21 protein-coding genes and 1 pseudogene are annotated in these 22,436 nt (G+C 31.3%); 4 read left to right on the top strand and 18 right to left on the bottom strand.

Translation table 11 applies throughout. The features are described 5' to 3' along the window. The first annotated feature begins 7 nt into the window (after window positions 1-7). Window positions 8-532, top strand: a complete 525-nt coding sequence (locus ATE90_RS12120) for a CvpA family protein (protein WP_036784309.1) — start codon at window positions 8-10, stop codon at window positions 530-532. Between the two features lie 21 nt (window positions 533-553). Here ATE90_RS12120 and ATE90_RS12115 read toward each other — a convergent pair whose 3' ends face one another. From ATE90_RS12115 to ATE90_RS12050, 14 genes and pseudogenes are all read right to left on the bottom strand, one after another. Then, window positions 554-1,183 carry a carbonic anhydrase family protein gene (locus ATE90_RS12115; RefSeq protein WP_101451457.1) on the bottom strand — a complete coding sequence of 210 codons (630 nt, stop codon included), beginning with the start codon at window positions 1,181-1,183 and terminating at the stop codon, window positions 554-556. A gap of 12 nt (window positions 1,184-1,195) precedes the next feature. Beyond that, complete coding sequence (locus ATE90_RS12110; RefSeq protein ID WP_036784305.1) at window positions 1,196-3,058, bottom strand: SulP family inorganic anion transporter; 1,863 nt, start codon at window positions 3,056-3,058, stop codon at window positions 1,196-1,198. Between the two features lie 121 nt (window positions 3,059-3,179). Continuing rightward, window positions 3,180-3,809 (bottom strand): carbonic anhydrase family protein, encoded by a 630-nt coding sequence (locus ATE90_RS12105; protein WP_036784303.1) that lies wholly within the window; start codon window positions 3,807-3,809, stop codon window positions 3,180-3,182. Window positions 3,810-3,814: 5 nt separating this feature from the next. Then, on the bottom strand, window positions 3,815-4,597 hold the full coding sequence (locus ATE90_RS12100) for a universal stress protein (protein ID WP_036788076.1): 783 nt from the start codon (window positions 4,595-4,597) through the stop codon (window positions 3,815-3,817). Between the two features lie 12 nt (window positions 4,598-4,609). Then, entirely contained in the window at window positions 4,610-6,190 is a 1,581-nt protein-coding gene (locus tag ATE90_RS12095; protein ID WP_036784300.1) for a SulP family inorganic anion transporter, read from the bottom strand. A gap of 83 nt (window positions 6,191-6,273) precedes the next feature. Then, window positions 6,274-6,576: a hypothetical protein gene (locus tag ATE90_RS12090; protein ID WP_036784297.1), complete on the bottom strand. Its 303-nt coding sequence runs from the start codon at window positions 6,574-6,576 to the stop codon at window positions 6,274-6,276. Between the two features lie 69 nt (window positions 6,577-6,645). Next, the gene (locus tag ATE90_RS12085) at window positions 6,646-7,404 is read right to left on the bottom strand and encodes a tetratricopeptide repeat protein (RefSeq protein ID WP_036784295.1); all 759 of its coding nucleotides are present in this window, start codon (window positions 7,402-7,404) and stop codon (window positions 6,646-6,648) included. A 1-nt stretch (window position 7,405) separates the two neighbouring features. Next, on the bottom strand, window positions 7,406-9,160 hold the full coding sequence (locus ATE90_RS12080; protein WP_235317690.1) for a BatD family protein: 1,755 nt from the start codon (window positions 9,158-9,160) through the stop codon (window positions 7,406-7,408). A 21-nt stretch (window positions 9,161-9,181) separates the two neighbouring features. Then, window positions 9,182-10,018 (bottom strand): tetratricopeptide repeat protein, encoded by an 837-nt coding sequence (locus ATE90_RS12075; RefSeq protein WP_101451456.1) that lies wholly within the window; start codon window positions 10,016-10,018, stop codon window positions 9,182-9,184. Window positions 10,019-10,021: 3 nt separating this feature from the next. Next, window positions 10,022-11,068, bottom strand: coding sequence for a vWA domain-containing protein (locus ATE90_RS12070; RefSeq protein WP_143741123.1), 1,047 nt, complete (start codon window positions 11,066-11,068; stop codon window positions 10,022-10,024). A gap of 2 nt (window positions 11,069-11,070) precedes the next feature. Then, window positions 11,071-12,078, bottom strand: coding sequence for a vWA domain-containing protein (locus ATE90_RS12065; RefSeq protein ID WP_036784288.1), 1,008 nt, complete (start codon window positions 12,076-12,078; stop codon window positions 11,071-11,073). Further along, window positions 12,065-12,979 carry a hypothetical protein gene (locus ATE90_RS12060; protein ID WP_036784286.1) on the bottom strand — a complete coding sequence of 305 codons (915 nt, stop codon included), beginning with the start codon at window positions 12,977-12,979 and terminating at the stop codon, window positions 12,065-12,067. Before ATE90_RS12060 ends, ATE90_RS12065 begins: the two co-directional genes overlap by 14 nt. A gap of 6 nt (window positions 12,980-12,985) precedes the next feature. Then, window positions 12,986-13,855 carry a DUF58 domain-containing protein gene (locus tag ATE90_RS12055; protein ID WP_036784283.1) on the bottom strand — a complete coding sequence of 290 codons (870 nt, stop codon included), beginning with the start codon at window positions 13,853-13,855 and terminating at the stop codon, window positions 12,986-12,988. Between the two features lie 91 nt (window positions 13,856-13,946). Next, a pseudogene (locus ATE90_RS12050) lies at window positions 13,947-14,935 on the bottom strand (AAA family ATPase). A gap of 74 nt (window positions 14,936-15,009) precedes the next feature. On the opposite strand from ATE90_RS12050, the gene ATE90_RS12045 reads away from it, so the two are divergent. After that, window positions 15,010-15,768: a TonB-dependent receptor plug domain-containing protein gene (locus ATE90_RS12045; protein ID WP_101451455.1), complete on the top strand. Its 759-nt coding sequence runs from the start codon at window positions 15,010-15,012 to the stop codon at window positions 15,766-15,768. Between the two features lie 19 nt (window positions 15,769-15,787). Beyond that, on the top strand, window positions 15,788-16,174 hold the full coding sequence (locus ATE90_RS12040) for a TonB-dependent receptor (RefSeq protein ID WP_162178838.1): 387 nt from the start codon (window positions 15,788-15,790) through the stop codon (window positions 16,172-16,174). A 106-nt stretch (window positions 16,175-16,280) separates the two neighbouring features. Here ATE90_RS12040 and ATE90_RS12035 read toward each other — a convergent pair whose 3' ends face one another. The 4 genes from ATE90_RS12035 to ATE90_RS12020 are packed head-to-tail and all read right to left on the bottom strand — an operon-like array spanning window position 16,281 to window position 19,690. Then, on the bottom strand, window positions 16,281-17,060 hold the full coding sequence (locus ATE90_RS12035) for a UDP-2,3-diacylglucosamine diphosphatase (RefSeq protein WP_036784271.1): 780 nt from the start codon (window positions 17,058-17,060) through the stop codon (window positions 16,281-16,283). Window positions 17,061-17,075: 15 nt separating this feature from the next. Next, a complete protein-coding gene (locus ATE90_RS12030; protein ID WP_101451454.1) occupies window positions 17,076-18,647 on the bottom strand; it encodes a S41 family peptidase in 1,572 nt (523 codons plus the stop codon). After that, the gene (locus ATE90_RS12025; RefSeq protein ID WP_101451453.1) at window positions 18,640-19,065 is read right to left on the bottom strand and encodes a deoxycytidylate deaminase; all 426 of its coding nucleotides are present in this window, start codon (window positions 19,063-19,065) and stop codon (window positions 18,640-18,642) included. The genes ATE90_RS12030 and ATE90_RS12025 overlap by 8 nt, the downstream gene beginning before the upstream one ends. Window positions 19,066-19,108: 43 nt before the next feature. Next, complete coding sequence (locus tag ATE90_RS12020; RefSeq protein ID WP_036788074.1) at window positions 19,109-19,690, bottom strand: HupE/UreJ family protein; 582 nt, start codon at window positions 19,688-19,690, stop codon at window positions 19,109-19,111. Window positions 19,691-19,912: 222 nt separating this feature from the next. Between ATE90_RS12020 and nirB the strand changes: the two genes are divergently transcribed. Continuing rightward, a complete protein-coding gene (gene nirB, locus ATE90_RS12015) occupies window positions 19,913-22,426 on the top strand; it encodes a nitrite reductase large subunit NirB (RefSeq protein WP_101451452.1) in 2,514 nt (837 codons plus the stop codon). Window positions 22,427-22,436: the final 10 nt, after the last annotated feature.

Raw genomic sequence — 22,436 nt, 5'->3', positions numbered from 1 at the left:
ATTTTGAATGAATATTTTTGATATCATTATAGCTGCTTTGCTACTTTTTGCATTTGTAAGAGGACTTATGAAAGGACTTTTTGCTGAAGTTGCTTCTTTAATAGCAATTATTGCTGGTGTTTATGTGGCAATACATTATGCCTTCCATTTAGAGGCGTATTTAGTGAACTCTAGTAATTTAAATTGGTCTGATGAAACCAACAGAATTGTGGCTTTTGCGGTTACTTTTTTGTTAGTAGTTATCGCAATCATTTTTATCGGAAAAATTTTAACAAAACTTGCAGACATTACAGCATTAGGAATGTTGAATAAACTTTTAGGAGGCGTTTTTGCTATTTTAAAAATAGCATTAATTTTAAGTGTAATTTTCACTTTCTTTGGAAGAGTAAATAATACAATTCCGTTTCTGAAACAAGAAACCTTAGATGAATCTCTCCTTTATAAGCCGGTAAAGCAGATTGCACCAGCTTTATTTCCATCGATTATAAAAGAAGATGAAAATGGTGAAACATCTATAGACCTCCTAAAGTAAAAAATTTTACAAATTTCATTTTTACAACATATTTACTTTACCGGTTTGTAAGGAATAAACTCCACCAACAATTTTAATTTTATCATTATTTTCTAATTCGCGTAAAATTTCGCTTTTATCACGAATTCTATCAATAGTTAAAAGCACATTATTTTCCACAGTTTTTGCAACAAAATCATTGTTTGACGAGTTTTTTTCTCCCTCTATTTCTTCGGAAGATTTTTTTACTGCAGGCATAATATTATCTAACATACTGGTAATATTGCCAAGTTTTACGCCATCACAAGCAGCTTTTACTGCACCACAACTTTCATGACCTAATACAAACACCAACTTACTACCAGCAACAGCGCATGAATACTCTAAACTTCCTAAAATATCGGTATTTTCAAAATTTCCTGCCACTCTTGTTACAAAAACATCACCAACAGCTTGATCAAAAACTTGTTCTACAGGCACTCTAGAGTCAATACAAGAGAGCACAACGGCCTTCGGATATTGCCCAGAAATAGTTTGTTTTACTAAATCTAAATGTGCAACTTTCTCTAAGTCATTATTTATAAAACGAAGATTACCTTCTAATAAATCTTGTAAAACATCTTTTGGTGATAAACTTAATTGTACCTCTTTATTTATTGCTGTATTTCTCATTTTATTATTTTTTTAAAGATTATTTTTTATATTTTTTTTGATCCAATTTGTGCATTCGTCAAAAGATTTAAAAATGTGCTCTTTTGGTATAAAATCGGGTATGATGTCTATACGTTCCATCATATATCTTGGTTGCTTTAATAAGTTTACAAAAAGCACTTCAATATTTTTAGTTTTTAAATCTTGCAACATGTCCTCCATAGCATATAAGCCAGATTGATCCATATATTGCATTCTTCCTAAACGCATTATTACCGTTTTTGCAGTGTCTGGTATTTGTTGCGCTAATGCTTGAAAATCACTTGTAGAGCCAAAGAATAAAGGGCCTTTTATGTGTTTGATAAATACTTTTTCTGCGAAAGCTTTCGGGAAGTCTTTTTCATCTGCCCATGATTTTTCTTTTAGTGTTTTCACATCTGATCTTTCAGCAGTTAAATCCCCAATCTTTTTCATAAACATTAAAGATGCAATTATCAAACCAATACCGACAGCGTACACTAAGTTCCAAAATGTTGAAAGTAGTAACACTACAATCATTATTAAGACTTCCGAACTTAATTTTAAGGGTCCAAATTTAATGTCTCTAGGAAGACTTGGTATTGCTTTTAAACCTTTATAATCCATTACTCCAATGCCCACAGTAATTAAAATACCAGCTAAAACTGCAGCAGGTATTTTAGATGCAACAGGCCCTAAACCTAACATAATTATTAAAAGCATTATACCAGCAATCATTCCAGAAAGTTTGGTTTTACCTCCAGCATTTATATTTACTACAGTTCTTATTGTTGCACCAGCTCCAGGAATTCCGCCAAACAAAGCAGCAATACTATTTCCTATTCCCTGACCAACTAATTCTTTATTAGGTTTATGTTTTGTCTTCGTCATATTATCTGCGACGACACTCGTTAACAGCGAGTCAATTGCCCCCAAAAGCGATAGCGTTAAAGCTGTAAAAATATACGGAGTAATATTACTGAGAGAAAATCCTGAAAATATTTCCCATTTAATTTGAGGAATTCCACTTGGAATTTCTTGAATAGTTCTATATTCTAAGCCAAAACCAACTGCAATCCCAGACATAACAATTAAGGAAACAAGGGTACTAGGAATTTTAGTGGTAATCCGTTTAAAACCATAAATAATAAAAATAGTTCCAAGCGATAAAAGTAATTCTAACCAATTAATGTTTTGTATGGCTCTAGGAAATGCTTTTATAGCCCCTAAAGCTCCAGAAGTTTCTTTCGCAGCCAAAGTTTGTGATTCTTTTAAAATATTTTCGGGCGTAATTTTACTTCCTCTTTCTATTGTTTTACTAAAGTCTTCTAAAACTAAAATACCTTCTTTTGCTTCTTCTTTTAAGATGTTTTCGAGTATTACTTCTTCTGCTAATGGTTTAAAGTTGGACACAAACTCTACATCTTCTTTTGGATAGTATCCTAACGAAGGTAAAACTTGAGTTAATAAAATTATCACTCCAATTGCAGTCATAAAACCAGAAACCACAGGGTAAGGAATGTATCGTATATATTTTCCTAAACCGATTAAACCCAAGCCAACTTGAAATAACCCAGCCAATAAAAATACCGTTAAAATAGCAGGTAAAGCTTTAGTAATATCACCGTCATTTGCAGCAACTATTCCTGCAATAACTACCATGCTTACCGCAGTCATAGGTGCTGTTGGGCCTGAAATCTGTGTATTAGTTCCGCCAAAAAGTGCTGCAAAAAAACTGATAAAAATAGCACCATACAAACCTGCACTTGGTCCTAGTCCACTAGAAACACCAAAAGCTAAAGCTAGAGGTAAAGCTACTATACCTGCCGTAATACCTCCAAAAGCATCACCTTTTATATTTGAAAATAAAGTTTTCATAATCTCTTGAATTTTGATGTTACAATGTAGTCTTATTAATCCAAAAAAAAAATCAATCTTGTATTAAGATTGATTTTTTTAAGATTGATTTTTTATTTTTTTAAATTAAAACATACTTTTACTAGTCAAAAAAAGTTACAGAGCCATTTTTAATATCATACATAGCTCCAACAATTTTAATCGCTCCTTCATCTTCCATTTCTTTTAAAACGGGACTTTGAGCTCGAATATTATCAATAGTCATATGTACATTTTTCTCTGCAACAGTATTTACAAAATCAATATTGCTAGAATTTCTTAAACTAGTATCTATTGGATTTGTAACAGCTTCAACAGCAGGTTTTATTTTACTTAACAACGCGCTTAAATTTCCTAATTTTGCGTTATCACAAGCCCCTTTTACTGCTCCACAAGCAGTATGCCCTAAAACTAAGACAACTTTAGTTCCTGCTAATTTACAAGCGAACTCCATACTTCCTAAAATATCTTCGTTAACAAAGTTTCCTGCTACTCTGGCGCTAAAAATATCTCCAATCCCTTGATCAAAAATCAGCTCTGAGGATACTCTTGAATCAATACAGCTTAAAATTGTTGCAAAAGGAAATTGACCTATACTTGTATCCTTAACTTGGTCTAATAAATCTCTACTTATTGTTTTATTTTCTATGAAACGGTTGTTACCTTCTTTTAAAAGGTGAACTGCTTTTTCTGGTGAAATTGACATCTGTGTTTCTTTTGTATGAGCTTTCATATTGTTTAGTTTGTTAGTATAAGAGAGCAATTAAAATTATTGATAGCCTCTTTTAAAGTATAATTATTTTGATTTTTATTTCTATCAAGCAACACTAAATTTGTTTTGCTTTTCGCTGAATAATTTGCAATATTTTGCAAAGCATTAGCTCCTTTTTCAAAAACATACTCAATAGGTTTTGTAGAAAAATAGGAACTATTTTTTTCTAAATTACTGTCTTCAGATATTTTAAAAACTTTTGGTGGAGTTTTAGATACAGAAATTAAACTTTCTATAAAATCTTTGCTTTTTGATTGTTTCGATTCGTTCAGAATTCCTATGGATAATTGATCAGAAATAGTTAATTCATTTTTCTCGGATACAATCATAACAATCCCATCAAATATTTTTAGAATAAAGTCAGTAATATTATCACCGAGTATGCCTAATATTTTTGATTTTCTCTTTCCTAAAACAATGACATCTGGCTCGTGAATTGATATATAATTGCGAATTTCATTTTTAAGATTCCCAAATGTATGATTATACTTTATGGCTAAATTATAAGTTTCAGAAATAGGTTTTACAATCTTTTCAATTTCTTTACCAGTAATATTATATTTTTGGTTTATGGTTCTTATTGCTGATAATTGATTTTCTTTTTCAACAATATCTGTTGGTTTTTTTACACAGAAAAACTCAACATTTCCATCTATCATTTTAGCTAAACTCGCACTACTTCTTAACGTAGAAGTGGCAGATTTCGTTAAATCTGATAGCACTAATATTTTGTATTGGCTCTTTTCCATCATATTTATATTTTAGGCAGTTTTAGGTCTTAATTCGAAAAACTCAATATAACTTGATGGATTTTCTGTAATACCCCTTTCAGAAACTAATTTAATATCGATGTCTCTTTCTTTAGCTTTAAAAGCAAAGTCTTCAAGAATTTCAATGATATCATTATCTAAATACCTTGTTTTTCTTACATCTAATTCTAAATAGGTTTCTCTCGGAAGGCTATCTAATTCTTTTAAAATAGCTCCTTTGTTAAAGAAAGTAACTTCTTCTGCTAGAGTCATTTTTATTTTATGTTTGCCATTGCTCTTATCCTCGATATGTAAAAAATGAGAGTTTTGAAAACTTTTTATAAGAATTACTACAATTCCTACTGCTAACCCCATACCTATACCGATTAATAAATCTGTAAAAACAATACCGAAAACCGTTACCGTAAAAGGAAGAAATTGTTTCCATCCCACTTTGTACATTTGTACAAATAAAGCAGGTTTTGCCAAGTTATAGCCCACAATAAGTAAAATAGCAGCTAGTACAGAAAGGGGAATCTTATTTAATAATGTAGGAATTAAAATAACAGAAATTAACAGAAGAAATCCGTGTATAATTGCAGACATTTTTGTTCTTCCTCCCGATTGAATATTGGCTGAACTTCTAACGATTACCTGTGTAATAGGCAATCCGCCGATAAGGCCAGAAATAATGTTTCCTGTCCCTTGTGCAAGCAATTCTCTGTTTGTAGGTGTTACATTTTTGTGAGGGTCTAATTTGTCTGTTGCCTCAGTACATAACAATGTTTCTAAACTTGCGACCAAAGCAATGGTAAAAGCTACAACCCAAATTTCTGGATTTGTAATTGCATTGAAGTTAGGGAAACTAAATTGACCTATAAATGAATCTAAATTATCAGGGACAGGAACACTAACCAAATTAGAGGGACTAATTCCATATTTAGAGTTTTGATCTGTAACAAAATAATATATAATTCCTGCAACAACTGCAACTAAAGGACCTTGAATTAATTGAAATATTTTACCTTTTTTTGATAAAACAGCACTCCATAGTAATAATAAACCTAAACCAATAAAGCCAACAATCGTAGAGCCTAAACTAATATTATTAATGGTTTTAAAAATTTCTGAAAATGTATTTTCACCATCCATTTGAAAGAAGGCGAAATCTCCTTCAGGATTTGTGTTATACCCAAAAAAGTGTGGTATTTGTTTTAAAATAATAATAATTCCAATTCCAGTTAACATTCCTTTTATGACGGATGAAGGAAAATAATATCCAATAATTCCTGCTTTTAGGAAACCAAAAATTAGTTGAATAATACCACCTAATACAACTGCTACTAAAAAGTTCTCATAACCTCCTAAAGAACCAATTGCTGTTAGTACAATTGCGGCTAAACCTGCTGCAGGTCCACTTACTCCTATTTTAGACCCACTTAAAGAACCTACTAAAATACCTCCAATAATTCCAGCAATTAATCCTGAAAATAATGGAGCTCCACTTGCTAAGGCAATACCTAAGCACAATGGTAATGCCACGAAAAACACTACAATACTTGCAGGTAAATCGTTTTTAATATATTTAAACATATGCGTAATGATTTTACTCTAAATAAATAATCTAGAGTTTATTGTTTTAAAAATAGTAATTGATTTGTCTTAGTAAACGATATTTAAACTAAGAATTCTGGCGGTGGGGTTGTAATCTTTGGGTATTCTGAAATATAGTTTTTAGATGTAAAACTTATATTTTTCTTTTTTTGAATTCCTTTTAAAAACAGAGAGCTACAGTTGTCGGAAGGGTAAATTTTAATTTTTAAATCCTTAGCAGCTTCTTTACCTTTATTTTCTTCTTCTTCATTTATTTCAAGAAAAAAAGCAACATTTTTGTTAGCATCTACAAAACTAAGGATTGTAGGCGCAACTATTAGAATGCTAAATAATATAATGAAAAAAAATGCAATTTTTGTTTTCAAAGTAATTTTTGTGTTAGAATATAAAAGGCAAAAATAATAAAGGTTTATGAAATAATTGTTAAAGAAAATTTAAAAATCACTCAACATTTTTATTTCATCTGCAATAATCCAGCCTAATTTCCCATCTTTTAATTTAATTTTTTTCCAGTCGTCTACTAAATCTAAAACCAAAACCTTTGTGCCTTCGTGTAAGGTGAAAACTACCTCAGAATTTAAAGTTGGTGAATTTCTTACCTCTGTTTTTTCCACAAAAACAATAGCTTCTTTATTATTTATAGTATATGAATATTGCTGATAGGTAATTAAAAAAGAAATAATCAGGAGCATAAAACTTAATGAACTTATGGAGAAATAAAAGCGTTTTTGAGCAGGAGTTATGGCAAAATAAAAAAGTAAAAAGAACACACTAGCTAAGAAAGAAAAAAGAACAACTATAATTGCCCACTGATTATAAGAAAGCTTTTGTAAATAATTTTTATTAAACTTTTGAAAGACTGTTTTTGGTAATTCTTCAATATTATCTAATGCTAATCTTTTAGCAAAGACCAAATTATTTTTTACGTCCTCATTTAAAGGATTTAACTTTAAAGCTTTTTCATAATAATAAATTGAGGGTCCTACTTTGTTAATTTTGTAATAAGAATTCCCTAAATTATAATACAATTCAGATGAAACAAAACCTTGTAATTCTATTTTTTTATATAAAGTTATAGCTTGTTCAAATTTTTCATTTTTATATAAATTATTTGCCGAAGCAAAAGATTCACTGGTAGTTTGACTAGCGATTGTATTAGTAATTATCAATAATAAAAATAGGATTTTCTTCATCTTACAACTGCTTATCTAATTGGACGATTACTAGTTTTGCTCTTTCAAATTCTTGCTTCATTTCTGTATTAGTTATTGGAGAGTAACGTGCAAAGTCCGAATGTTCTAAAACCGCTATAAATTCTTTAGTAGTATCCTTATCAACATTTCTTTGTTGTAAAATTTGAGCTATTTTTTCTTTGCTAATATCAGCGATTTCAATTCCTAACTTTGCCTTTAAATAATTATGCAAAGCACGTTCTAAAGATTCGTAAAAAGCTTCTTTTTTACCCAACTGTTTATGTGCTTCAGATAAATATTTTTTAGCTAATCTTTCTGCTCTTCTTTGTTTTCTGCCAATGACATCTCGGTTACGTTTTTCATTGTTTTTAGCAATAACAATACCTATTGGAATACTTATTAAAGGGAGTAATAAGAATAAATAGAATACATTCGATTTGAAAAAATCTGCACTATCTTTAGTCATAAACTCACTTTTTGTTTGAATGTATCTAAAGTTTTTTCCGGTAGAAATTACGGTCTTTTTTTGTATTAAAGAGTTGTTGTTAGTCACCAATTCTTTGCCTTCTAATACATCAACAAATAAATCTTCAGTAGCAATTGTTTGGTATTTTTTTTCGTTAGGATTAAAATATGAAAAAGCAATATTTGGTATTTTGTACTTTCCTTTATACTGCGGCACTACAGTATAAGTGTCAGTTACTGATCCGGTAATTCCATCAGCAGCAACTCTTACTCTTTCTTTTCTTTCTGGTTGATATTTTTCTAATTCAGCAGGAGTTTCTACAGTTGGTAATTCAAATAATTTTAAATTTCCTTTACCAGATACCGTTAGTTTAATTTGAGAAGATTCATTTGCTTTTAAAGCATTTTTACTTAACGAAACATCAAATTTAAACTTTCCAACAGCGCCTGTGAAGTTTTCTGGTTTATTTTCTAAAGGAAGACTTTTAGGTCTAATAATTTTTTTGGTAGAAGCGAATTCCTTTTTGAGGTTTTTTGTAATCACATTTCCAAAAAAGTCTACTCTTCCTGTTGGTACACCAATGACAATATCCATTTTCATAGGATCAATGGTAAGTTTTCCAGTTTTTGTAGGAATTAGTAGCGCTTTTTGCAGTACAATATATCTGTAGTTTTCACCATTGTATTTTCCCATTTTTACAGGGAAACCATTTATTTTAATTTCTTGATTCCAAAAGCCATTATATTGCGGAGCTTCTGTTACAGAAGTATCGAAAACACTCACGTTTTCGCTAACATACAACCTGTATTCAACATAAATTCCTTCTCCAACAAAAGGTCTAGATTTAGAGGTTTCTGCAACTAAATGTATGTTTTGTTGTGCTATGTAATTTGGGTCATTAGGATTGTCAGGTATTTCCACTGGATTCAAAACAACGATTTTCATCATTTTCGAATTCAAAGTTTTTCCTCTGTATTTAATGTTTGCAGGACTTATAATAAGCTCACCTCTTCTCTTTGGTTTTAGTATATAAGAGTATGATTGAGAGAAACTAACCTTTCCATTTATCCAAGATTGACTTACAGATTGACTTGGTCCTTGAATGACTCTAAAGTCTTTAAAGTCTGGAGGCGTAAAATTATCTGCACCTTGCTTGTTAACAGAAAAGTCTATTCGTAAACGTTGGTTTAAACCTAGTTTATTTTTACTCACTTTCACTTTTAATTCTGCCTCTTGTGCTAGAATTGAAAGTGATAATAAGCTTATAAATATTGATATGTAAAATTTCATCTTCATCTTAAAGCAACAAACTTACCAATCTTTTTCCTGTTTTACTTTTTTACCTTTTGCTTTTTTAGCATTCATTTTCTTTTGGGTCTTTTTTTCCTCATTATTTAAGCTTTCTAATAGCTGCTTAATTTGTTGAGGAGACATTTTTCCTTGTTGAGGTTTGGGTTTCTCCTTCTGTTCTTTTTTATCGTCCTTTTTAGGATCCTGTTTTTTATCTTTCTTCTTATCTCCTTTTTCGTCTTTATCTTTGTCATCATCATCACCATCTTTTTTCTCTTTGTCATCATCACCTTCCTTCTTATCTTTGTCCTTGTTTTTTTCGTCTTTATCTTTTTTATCTTTGTCTTTATTGTCTTTATTGTCTTTATTGTCTTTATTGTCTTTATTTTGTTGTTTTTCTTTTTCAAGGAATTCTTGAGCAACCGCTAAATTATAACGAGTTTCATCATCATTAGGATTATTTCGTAAGGAGTTTTTATAAGCATCTACAGCACCTTGATAGTTTTTAGTTTCCATCATAGAATTACCTAAATTATGGTAAGCTTCTGCTTTCGTATATTTATCTGAAGCAGTTTTTGCACTCAATTCATATTGAGGTGTAGCTTCTTTAAAGTTCTTGTTTTCATACAAAGCATTACCTAAATTATAACTTGCTTTATCATAATAGGAGCTTTTGTCTAGAGCCTTTCTGTAAGCAACAGACGCCTCTGTGTATTGTTTTTTTTGATATAATTCGTTGCCTTGTCTTACCATTTTTCTAGCTTTGCGTTGCAAAGCAATAGAATCTTTTTGTGCAAGAATTGTTGTTGATGAAAACAGCATCAAAAATAAAATAAGGATATTTTGTAAAAGGTTCATTTTTTATTTTTTTATTTTTTCTTCATTAAATAAATCTACCTTTTTTAACCATTTTGTTTTCTTTTCTAACAAGAAACCATCTAAGAGTAAAAATAAAATTCCTATCGCTAAAAACCATTGAAATTGATCTTTGTAATCAGAAAATTGCTTCGTTTCAAATTCGCTTTTTTGGGCATTTGCAATAATGTCTGAAATCTGTTTTACAGGATTTTCAGTTACATTACCATCTATATATTCTCCGTCAGAGGCATCTGCAATTCCGTTTAAAACATCGGGCATACGTTTGGTAATAACTGTTTCTCCTTTGTTATCTTTTTTATAACCAATCATAGCTCCATTTAAACGTATAGGAATTGGTCCGCCTTTTTCTGTACCAACACCAATAGTGTAAATCTGTACGCCATCATTAGCCAAATTAAGAGCTACTTGTTTGGTTTCTTCTTGGTGGTCTTCTCCATCAGAGATAATGACTAAAAACCTGTTGGTTTGCTCGTCATTATTATAATAAGTTTTTGCTAATTCTAAAGCTTCATTAATTGCTGTACCTTGACTAGAAACCATATCGGGATTGGCATTTTGCAAAAACATATTTGCTGCTGCATGGTCTGTTGTTATGGGTAAAAGAGGATAAGAGTTACCCGCGTAAATGATAATACCAACTCGATCACTTCCTAATTTATCTATAATTTTTGCAATGATTTGTTTTGCTTTTTCTAGCCTAGTAGGGGCAATATCTTCTGCCAGCATACTTCTAGAAACATCTAGAGCGAAAACGACATCTACTCCTTCTCTTTTTACCGTTTTCAGTTTAGAGCCCATTTTAGGGTTTACTAAAGAAATCACTAAAAAGGCAATTCCTAATAACAACATTATTAGTTTTAGTATTGATTTAAATGTTGATGAGTTCGGAGCTAATTTTTTCAGTAAATCAGGATTTGAGAATTTACGCTGCATTCTTTTTTTCCACCATAAAACCAATAGAAAAACAACAATCATTACAGGAATAATTGCTAATAAATAAAAATAAATTGGTTCTTCTAATTTGTACATTTTTATATAAAACTCTTAAATAATGTATTTCTTAATAAGAATTCTAGTAGCAATAGACCTAGAGCTAATAGTACTAAAGACCTGTACATTTCTTGATAATTGTAATACTTGAATTCTTCTATTTTTGTTTTTTCGAGTTTGTCAATTTCATTATAAATTTCTTTTAATGATGTATTGTCTGTTGCTCTAAAATATTTTCCTTTTGTTTCTGATGCAATTTCTTTTAGTAAATCTTCATCAATTTCTACTTGTTGTTTTCTAAAGTTTAATTGGCCAGTTCTTGGGTCTTTACTCCAGGGGAAATCTGCCATTCCATTGGTTCCTATTCCTATTGTATAGACTTTAATACCCAATTCTTTAGCTAGTTCTGTTGCCGTTCTTGGGTCTATGTTTCCTGAGTTGTTTACTCCATCCGTTAGTAAAATAATAACCTTACTTTTTGCTTTACTTTCTTTAAGTCTATTTACCCCAGAGCCTAAACCCATTCCTATTGCGGTTCCACCTTCTAATTGCCCCCATTTTAATTCAGAAATGGTTCGTTTTACAATCGCTTTGTCACTTGTAATAGGCGTTTGGGTAAAACTTTCGCCTGCATACACTACAATTCCAATTCTGTCATTGGGTCTTCTATCAACAAAATTTACAGCTACTTTTTTTAAAGCTTCTAATCTATTCGGTTTTAAATCTCTAGCCAACATACTTGCAGAAACATCAATGGCCATTACAATGTCGATACCTCTATTTGTTTTTGTTTTTTTGCTCACAGACACGTTTCTTGGCCTTGCTAAAGCAATAACAATTGCTGCCAAAGCCAACAATCGTAAAACATATAAAATAGGTTTTAATTTTGATAAGATGGATGCTTTTACTTTAAACCCTTTAACACTTGGCATGGTTAAAATTGCAGTATCTTTTTTACGCATAAAAAAATACCAAATTGCCAATAATATAACTAAAATTAGCAGCCACAAAAATTCTGGATTTAAAAACTCAAAATTATTCCAATTCATCATCTTCTATAATTGGTTTAGGTTTTAAATTATCAATTACTAATTTTGCATCTTTTCTATCTTCTTCAATTTCTATCGCTAAAGGTTTCGATTTTGCAAACTTTACTAAATCTGCTTCTTGCAATAATGCTTTAAGTTTGTCAATGGTTTCTTTGGATGTCGATATCGTTTCAGCCTCATTAAAATCTTTTAGTGTTTCTATAATTTCATCTGTAGTTTTCTCTAATGCAGGTACTTTCAATTCGCGCTCAATATAACCTCTTACAATCTCTGTTAACTCACTATAATATTCTTTAACTTTATTATTTTGCCAAAGTAGTTTTTCATCTAACTCATTTAGCTTATAAATAGCTTCATCATAAGGAGGTAAAGCTCTAAAAGTTGGTTCTTCTATTTCCATTTTTCGCTTTCTTATCACAAACCAATAAATCCAGAAACCTATAATTACTAATGCCGCTAAAAGAATATATACATAGATTTTAAAATCATCAAAAGTATATGGTTCTGCTTTAATTGCTTTGATAGGAAATTTCTTAATTTTAGTGGTGTCTATTGCTACTGTAGCGACATTTACTAGTAATGAATCTGTTAAATAGGCTTGATTTTTAACAAAAACTTGTTGCTGAGGAATATAGTACGCTCCGCTGTCAAAACCGGTTATAATATATTTTTGAACTAGCATATTGCCTAGAGTATCTATCATAGCTGAATCGATAACTTCTAATCCTTTTAATTCCAGCTTAGGTAGAATTACATTCTCAATTTCATTGACAGAAATCCTTAAATTGAATTGCTCACCTATTCTAATTTGTGAAGTTTCAATTTGGGCCTTTACCATCGGGTTTTGACCAAAAGCAATTATTGAAATTAATAGAAAAATATGTAAAATGTATTTTTTCATTTCTGCTTATCTTCCTTTGTGTTTAAAATATCCTAATAACTTTTTCACGTAACCTTCATCAACTCTCGTATTGATAGTTCCTGCACCACTTCTTTTAAACGTACTTATATAATAATCAGTTAATCGTAATGCATTTGCTTTATAGTTTCTTCGAGTAGTTTTTGACGAGGTGTTTACTAGTTGAATAGCACCTGATTCAGCATCTATCATTGGCACCATTCCTAAATTCGGAATTTCTTCATCATGTTTATCATATACTCTAATGCCTGTTAAATCGTGTTTTTTTCCTGCAATTTTTAAAGTTTTTTCATAATCATCATCCATAAAATCTGATAACATAAAAACTATGGCTCTTTTTTTCATCACACTTGATAAAAATTTTAAAGCTACAGAAATATCAGTCTTTTTGCTTTTTGGCTTAAACTCTATTAATTCTCTAATAATTCTTAAAACGTGACTTTTTCCCTTTTTTGGGGGAATGAATAGTTCGATATCATCAGAAAAAAGAATTAATCCTACTTTGTCATTATTTTGAGTAGCAGAAAAAGCTAGGGTTGCAGCAATTTCTGTAACGGTATCTTTTTTAAATTGTGTAGCAGTTCCAAATGATTCCGAACCAGAAACATCAACCATTAACATCATGGTTAGTTCCCGTTCTTCTTCAAAAACCTTTATAAAAGGTTCGTTGTAACGCGCAGTAACATTCCAATCAATGGCTCTAACATCATCACCAAATTGGTATTGTCTTACTTCAGAAAAAGTCATACCACGCCCTTTGAAGGATGAATGGTATTCACCGCCAAAAATATGATCAGACAATCGTCTTGTCTTAATCTCAATTTTTCGAACTTTTTTAAGGATTTCCTTTGTTTCCATCTTTTAAGTATGCAATTTTCAGTTACGATTTAAAAAAAATCAGATTTAAGCAAGCAATTACTTCCTAATACTGATTTACTGAAAACTCCTTTTATGGCACTTCTACTTCATTAATAATTGAGTTGATAATTTCAACAGAAGTTACATTTTCTGCCTCCGCTTCATATGTAATACCAATCCTGTGGCGTAAAACATCAAAAACTACCGCCCTAACATCTTCAGGAATTACATAACCTCTTCTTTTAATAAAAGCATAACATTTAGCTGCTTTTGCTAAATTGATACTTCCACGGGTGAAGCACCAAAACTAATTAAATCTTTTAATTGTGGTAAGTTGTATTTTTCTGGATAACGAGTTGCAAAAATGATATCAAGAATATATTTCTCAATTTTTTCATCCATGTAAACTTCATTAGCAACTTCTCTTGCTTTTAAAATTTGTTCTACAGAAACTACAGGGTTAACTTTTGAGAAACCACCAGATAAATTCTGACGCATAATAATTTGCTCATCCTGTAATTTTGGGTAATCTATAACTACTTTTAACATGAACCTATCTACTTGCGCTTCAGGTAAAGGATAAGTTCCTTCTTGTTCCACGGGGTTTTGAGTTGCCATAACTAAAAAAGGTTCGTCTAAGTTAAAAGTAGTGTCACCAATAGTAATTTGACGCTCTTGCATTGCTTCTAGTAAAGCAGATTGCACTTTGGCAGGTGCTCTGTTAATCTCATCGGCTAACACAAAATTTGCAAAAATTGGTCCTTTTTTTATCATGAAATCATTCTCTTTCATGTTATAAATCATCGTTCCAACAACATCTGCAGGTAACAAATCTGGTGTAAATTGAACTCTACTAAAACTTGCCTGAACTGCCTTAGATAAAGTATTAATTGCTAATGTTTTTGCCAATCCAGGAACTCCTTCTAGTAAAATATGACCATTTCCAATTAATCCAATTAACAAACTTTCTATCATTTGCTTTTGCCCAACAATTACCTTATTCATTTCTAAAGTAAGAATGTCTATAAAGGCACTTTCTCTTTCTATTTTCTCATTAATAGCTCTTACATCTACATCCATGATACTCTTATATTATCTGTTAAATTTTACGAAAAACAAAGCTACAATATTCAATAATTTTTAATTGTTAAAAGTTGGTTAAAGATGTTTTTTTTGATTTTAATAACAATACTTCTTATTTAACAATAATGGTTAATGACGATAATGCTTTAAGTGAAGTTGTTATTACTGGTACTCGTTCAAAACCAAGAACAGTTCTACAGTCCGCTGTTCCAATTGATAATATTGGGGTAAAAGCGATTGAAAGACAAAATAACGGTGATATAGTACAAACATTAAAAGCTTTAATACCTTCATACACGTCTACACCACTTACTGGCGATGGATCAGCATTTGTTAAACCAACATCTTTAAGAGGTTTACCACCAGATGAAGTACTAATACTTATGAACTCTAAAAGACGCCATAGATCTTCTTTGATAGCGCATTTTGGTGCAGCAATGAATGCAGGATCTCATGCAGCAGATGTAGGTCATATTCCTAGTATTGCGTTAAAAAATATAGAGGTTTTGCGTGATGGTGCGGCCGCACAATATGGTTCAGATGCAATTGCAGGGGTTATGAACTTTATATTAAAAGATGTCTCAAGTGGAGCAGAAGTTCAAACACAAGTTGGTAAATGGTATGGAAGAAATTATGGAAGTGAAACTGATTATAAAGTAGGAATGAATTTCGGTTTTCCATTAACTGAAAATGGATTTATTAACATAAGGGCAGAATATGCTTTTAATCCAAAATTAGCTAGAGGTAATCAACATGCAGCAGCTCAAGCAGTTATAGATTCTGGGATTGAAGGGGTAGCAAATCCAGCTATGAATTGGGTTAGCATATAATTATAATCAGACAAAAGTTTTGTCCCAAAATCAGGTTAGTGGAGTGAATCCTGTTAACGAAAGTGGAATTTTTAACTTAGAGAATAATTTACCTAAAAATAGAGCTAGTTTATCTTTAGAACGTAATTTTGGCAAATTTGATGCTTCAGTTCGAGCTAATTATTTCGAAACTACTTTTGATGAAAGATCTCAAAGAGAAGAAATAGAAGCAAGAACTTTAATAGATTTAGACTTTAGCTATCAAGCTTCAGAAACTGTTCAATTAATTTTAGGAGCACTTAATGTTTTTGATACATATCCAAACGAAGTTGAAACTCGTGCATCTCAAGGGATGCCTTTTCCAAGACGTACACCAATTGGTTATAGTGGAGGTCAGGTTTATTTTAAAGCAATTTATAAATTGTAATTTCAATAATATTAAATATTATTATATTTAGGCCATTATTAATTTAGTGGCCTTTTTTAATTTTCGCTCTCAAGGTATCTTCTGATTTCTGGAATTAGTATATAAATCAGTCTTTTTTCGTAGATTTATATTTATGAAGGCTAAAAGTATTTTCATCAAACTGTCCATAGGTGAAATATTGAATCCAATCGCCTAAGTTTATATAGGTACTGTTTTCTTGTAGTTCTATTTCTAAAGGTAAATGTCTATGGCCAAAAACAAAATAATCATAGTGTTGTTGAGTGAGTTTTCTTTTACAGTATTGCACTAGCCATTCATTTTCTTCGCCTAAAAATTTTGCATCTTCCTCTCCAGAAATCATCTTATTTTTAATAGACATATATTGCCCCAACTTTACACCTAAATCCGGATGCAACCATCTAAAAAACCATTTAAACAAAGGAAATGTAAATACCTTTTTCATGCGTTTATACCCTTTGTCATGCGGTCCTAAACCATCTCCATGACCCATTAAGATCTTTTTATTGTTAATGAGAAACTCTTGAGGACTATAAAATACAGGAATGTTTAATTCCGTTTCAAAGTAATCATGCATCCATAAATCATGATTACCAACAAAGAAATAAACAGGAATTCCAGAGTCTTTAATTTCTGCTAATTTTCCTAAAACTCTCACAAATCCCATAGGAACAACGGTTTTATATTCGAACCAAAAATCGAATAAATCACCCAATAAAAAAATAGCTTCTGCATCTTTCTTAACTTCATCTAACCAAGCAACAAACTTTTTTTCTCTAGGAAAACTTGCTGCTGCTGTTGGTGCTCCTAGATGTTGATCTGAAGCAAAATAGACTTTTTTATTTCCTGAAGTGGTTATTGTAATCATTGGTGCAAAGAAAAGCTATTCCTGCTTACTTTCCAACTCTAAAACCTTTTGCAACATTTTATCATCTTTATGAATAATTCGGTAAAAACCAACATCACCAAAAAGCATATTTGCAATAAAAGCTTTTAAATATTTTTTAATGCTTTCCATTGTTTTAAATGACGGATTTGATTGGTATTTGGTTTTAGAAAAGTAATTGTTTAAAACAGTTTCATCTTTGTCAAAATCTAGTACAAAACTGTCTACAGTCCATTTTGACAACTCTTTTCGTTTGTTATCTACATACTCAAAAGCAAAATTATTTATAGAATTCAAATAGAAATTAGATATGTAAGAAGTGGTGTCAATAGGAACGAAAACATCAGGAATGATACCTCCTCCACCGTAGACTATTTTTCCTTTTGGCGTTTTAAACAGAAGAGAATCAACTACTTTAATGCTGTCTTTATTTAACAATTCTCCGTTTATAACTCTTTTTTGATAATCTTTATAATAGTTTCCTTTTTCTCCATTTGAATATGGTTTTTGAATAGAACGCCCGGTAGGAGTGTAATATCTTGCGGTGGTTAAACGAACGGCAGAACCATCACCTAAATCCATTTCTATTTGCACCAAACCTTTTCCAAAAGAACGTCTTCCAATAATGGTTCCTTTGTCATTGTCTTGCAAAGCACCCGCAACAATTTCGGATGCTGATGCTGAATTTTCGTCAATTAAAACATACAAACCTCCTTTTTCGAAAGAACCCATTTTGGTTGCAAAGAATTCTTCAATTTGTGCTTTATTATTTTTAGTGAAAACCATCAGTTTATCATCTTCTAAAAATTCATCAATGATTCTGTTCGAAATGTCTATAAAACCACCTCCATTGCCACGTAAATCTAGAACTAGATCTGTCATCCCATTAGCAATTAAAGAATTTATGGAAGATTTGAATTCCTTGTACGTATTTCTCGCGAAACGATCTATTTTTATATAACCAATAGAATCGTTAATCATGTAAGCTAAGTCTACACTTTTAATATTTACTTCACCCCGAGTAATGTCAACAATAAATAAAGAATCGTTACTTTTTCTATAGATTTGAAGTGCAACTTTTGTCTCTGGTTTTCCTTTTAAATATTTAGGAATACTGCCACTTCTAAATTCTTTGCCATATAACGTGTCTTTGTTGGCCATTAAAATTCTATCACCAGCCTTAAGTCCTGCTTTAATACTAGGGCCTTTTTTTATAGTTTGAACAACGGCAATAGAATCTTTTATCATTCTAAACTGAACACCAATTCCTACAAAATTACCTTGCATACTTTCTGTAATTGCTTGCAAATTCTCTTTGGGAATATAAACAGAATGTGGATCTAATTTGCCTAGTATTTGTGTTATTGCTCCATCTAATAATTTGTCTGTGTTGACATTATCTACATAATCTTTCTCAATAAAATTGATCAGTTTTTTTATTTTTTGCTCTTTAGAAGGGTTTTTTGAAAGTAAAAATAAATTGTTAGAATTACCACTAAAGAAAACACCAATTATAATTCCGAGAACAACAGCAATTGCAAAATATATAGGCAAGTTATTCTTATTCATAAGGTAAATATTTAATTTCTACACCTGCTTTTTCTAAAAACTTTAGACCAGAAGAATCTCTATAATCTTTGGCGTATACAACACGTTTTATTCCTGCTTGATGAATAAGTTTACTGCATTCTGTACAAGGTGATAATGTAATATATAAAGTGGCACCTTCTGCAGATTGTGTTGAGGAGGCAACTTTTAAAATAGCATTCGCTTCTGCATGTAAAACTTCCCATTTTGTCACGCCTTCTGAATCTTCGCAGCAATTATCAAAGCCAGAAGGGGTTCCATTAAAACCATCAGAAATAATCATTCTTCCTTTGACAATTAAAGCACCAACTTGTTTGCGTTTACAATGTGATAGTTTTGCCCATTCCCTTGCCATTTTTAAATAAGCAATATCATATTTTAATTGTTTCTTCTCAGTCATGAAGCGAAAATAGAAAGATTTGAATAATTATCATGTTAATAAGTTACCAAAAAATACGCTCAATCATTATCGGACAAGAAAAACCAATAACAATAGAGGAACAAACTAAAATCCAGTCTCTTCTTGATACTCTAAATAGATTTTGAAGTGTCGTTCCTAAGATTAATATCCCAAAAACAATAATTATTTGTGATGCTTCAATTCCTAAAGCGAATTCTACTAAAGGGATAAGTTTATCTTCTTCTTTTCCAACCATCATTTTAAAATAATTAGAAAATCCTAATCCGTGAATTAGCCCAAAGATTAGTGCAAAGACTAAGTTGATGTTTTCTTTGCCTGTTGGTGATTTTTTTGCTATTAAGATATTAATGATAGCTGTAATAATGATGGTCAACGGAATTAAGAATTCAATCAAATCCATTCTAATTTTTAATACTTCATAAGCAGATAAAGCTAGTGTGATTGAATGTCCAATTGTAAAAAGTGTTACTAGCCACATAACTTTTTTCCACTGCTTAAAGTTGAATACAACGGCTAAGACAATTAAAAATAAAATATGATCATAGGCAGAAAAGTCTAACACATGTTTCAGACCCATTTTAAAATAAAGCACAAAATCATTCATAGAAAACATTAATTTACAGAGTGTCAAAGATATGAAAAGCTATAATTTTTTTAGAATTGAAATGCACTATTAATAATTCTAATTGATATATTTTAAATAATATTAAAATTATAAGTATTCATTTTTTTAAATCGATAATAATTTGATAAATACGTAATTATTTAAATTTTGAATATACAAAATTAAGTACAAATACTTAATTTTGTATTAAAATACGTAGTTATGCAAACGGTTATTGTTGTAGGAAATGGAATGGTTGGTTACAAGTTTTGCGAGAAATTTGCAGCAAAATGTAGAAGTAAGGATTTTAAAATCATTGTTTTTGGAGAGGAGCCTAGACCTGCCTATGATAGAGTTCATTTAAGTGAGTTTTTTGAGAATCAAGATGCAAAAGCATTAGAAATGGCTCCTGCAGAATGGTATTTGACAAACGGAATTGATTTAATTGTTGATGAAAAAGTTTCTGAAATTCACAGAGCATCTAAAACAATAATTACTGCAAAAAATAGAGCTGTAAGTTACGATTATTTGGTCTTAGCTACAGGTTCTTCTGCTTTTGTTCCTCCTATAAAAGGAGTTGAAAAGGAAGGCGTTTTTGTCTATAGAACAATTGAAGATTTAGAGGGAATGTTAGGGTATGCAGCAAAATTAAAAGCTGAAAACCCTGATGCTAAAGCAGCAGTTTTAGGTGGAGGTCTTTTGGGTTTAGAAGCAGGAAAAGCAGTTATGGATATGGGTCTAGAACCTCATATTGTAGAATTTGCTTCTAAATTAATGCCGAGACAATTAGATGCTAGAAGTAGCCAAGTATTACAATTAAAGTTAGAGTCATTAGGTTTAAACATACATTTAAGAAAAACCACAAATCAAATTTTAGGAAATGGATCTATTGTTGGAATGGAGTTTGGGGTAGGTGATTTATTAAATGTAGATATGTTAGTAATTTCTGCTGGAATTAGACCAAGAGACGAATTAGGAAAAAATGCTGGTTTAGAAATGGGAGTGCGTGGAGGAATTGTTGTAAACAATAAAATGCAAACTTCAGATGAAAATATTTTTGCAATTGGCGAAGTGGCGCTGTACAATCAAATGATATATGGTTTGGTTGCTCCGGGTTATGATATGGCTGGAGTAGCTGTTCATCAGATTATAGGAAAAACAGAAAGTATAATGCCAGAAGAGATCGATATGTCTACCAAATTAAAATTGATAGGCGTGGATGTTGCAAGTTTTGGAGAGCCTTTTATGCCAGCTTCAAAAGGACATTCTATTATTTTTGAAAATAAAACACAACATTTATATAAGAGAATTAATGTTAGTCATGATGGTAAAAAACTGTTAGGAGGAATTCTAGTTGGTGATGCCTCTGATTATAATATGTTGCATCAGGTTTATTTAAACGGAATGGCAATTCCTGAAGATCCATCGCAATTAATTTTACCGGCAAGTGAAGGAGGTTCTTCTTTTGGAAGTGTTTTAGATCTGCCAGATACTGCACAGGTTTGTTCTTGTGAAAGTATCAGTAAAGGTGATATTTGTTGCTCAATTACCGAAGAAGATTGTAATAATTTAGCGGATGTAATTTCTAAAACTAAAGCAACAACGGGTTGTGGTGGTTGCAAGCCTATGGTATCAGATTTGGTAAATGAAACTTTAAAATCTCTTGGAAAAGAAGTAAAAGAAACTATTTGCGAACATTTTGATTATAACAGACAAGAGTTATACGATTTAGTAAAAGTGAGTAAAGTTTCTGATTATCAAGAAACCTTGAATGCCTTTGGAAAGGGCCACGGATGTGAAATTTGTAAGCCTTTAGTTGCATCAATTTTTGCAACTGTAACGATGGAGACTCCAAATCGTCAACCCACAATTCAGGATACAAATGACCGGTTTTTGGCAAATATCCAGAGAAACGGAACCTATTCTGTAGTTCCAAGAGTTGCTGCTGGAGAAATTACTCCAGATCAATTAATTGTAATCGGAGAAGTTGCAAAAAAATACGATTTATATACTAAAATTACGGGAGGCCAAAGAATAGATTTGTTTGGTGCACAAGTTCATGAATTACCACTGATTTGGAAAGAGCTAATTGCCGCCGGATTTGAAAGCGGTCATGCTTACGGAAAATCACTAAGAACCGTAAAAAGTTGTGTGGGTTCTACTTGGTGCAGGTATGGTATGCATGAAAGTGTCACTTTTGCCATTGAAATAGAAAATAGATACAGAGGCTTGCGTTCTCCTCATAAATTAAAAGGAGGTGTTTCAGGTTGTATTAGAGAATGTGCAGAGGCCAGAGGTAAAGATTTTGGATTAATTGCTGTAGATGGTGGTTGGAATTTATACGTCTGTGGAAACGGTGGGGCAACACCAAAACATGCAGTTTTATTGGCAGAACAACTAGATGATGAAACAGTCGTAAAATACTTAGATCGTTTTTTAATGTTTTATATCAGAACTGCTGGTCCTTTAGTTAGAACGGCTCCTTGGTTAGATAAATTAGATGGCGGAATAGATTATTTAAAACAAGTTGTTATTGAAAATTCTATAGGAATTGCTGAAGATTTGGAAACTGAAATGCAAGGGCTTGTAAATAGATATGAATGCGAATGGAAACAGGCAATAGAAAACGAGGAAGTAATGAAGCGTTTTAAACATTTTATAAATTCTGATGATACAGATGACAACATCAAATTTGTAAAAATGAGAGGACAAAAAAAACCAGAAGCTTGGGTTTAAATAAGTAACA

This window comes from Polaribacter sp. Hel1_33_96 (assembly GCF_002846595.1).
Taxonomy (GTDB): domain Bacteria; phylum Bacteroidota; class Bacteroidia; order Flavobacteriales; family Flavobacteriaceae; genus Polaribacter.
This window is presented reverse-complemented; position numbering and strand designations above follow the sequence as displayed.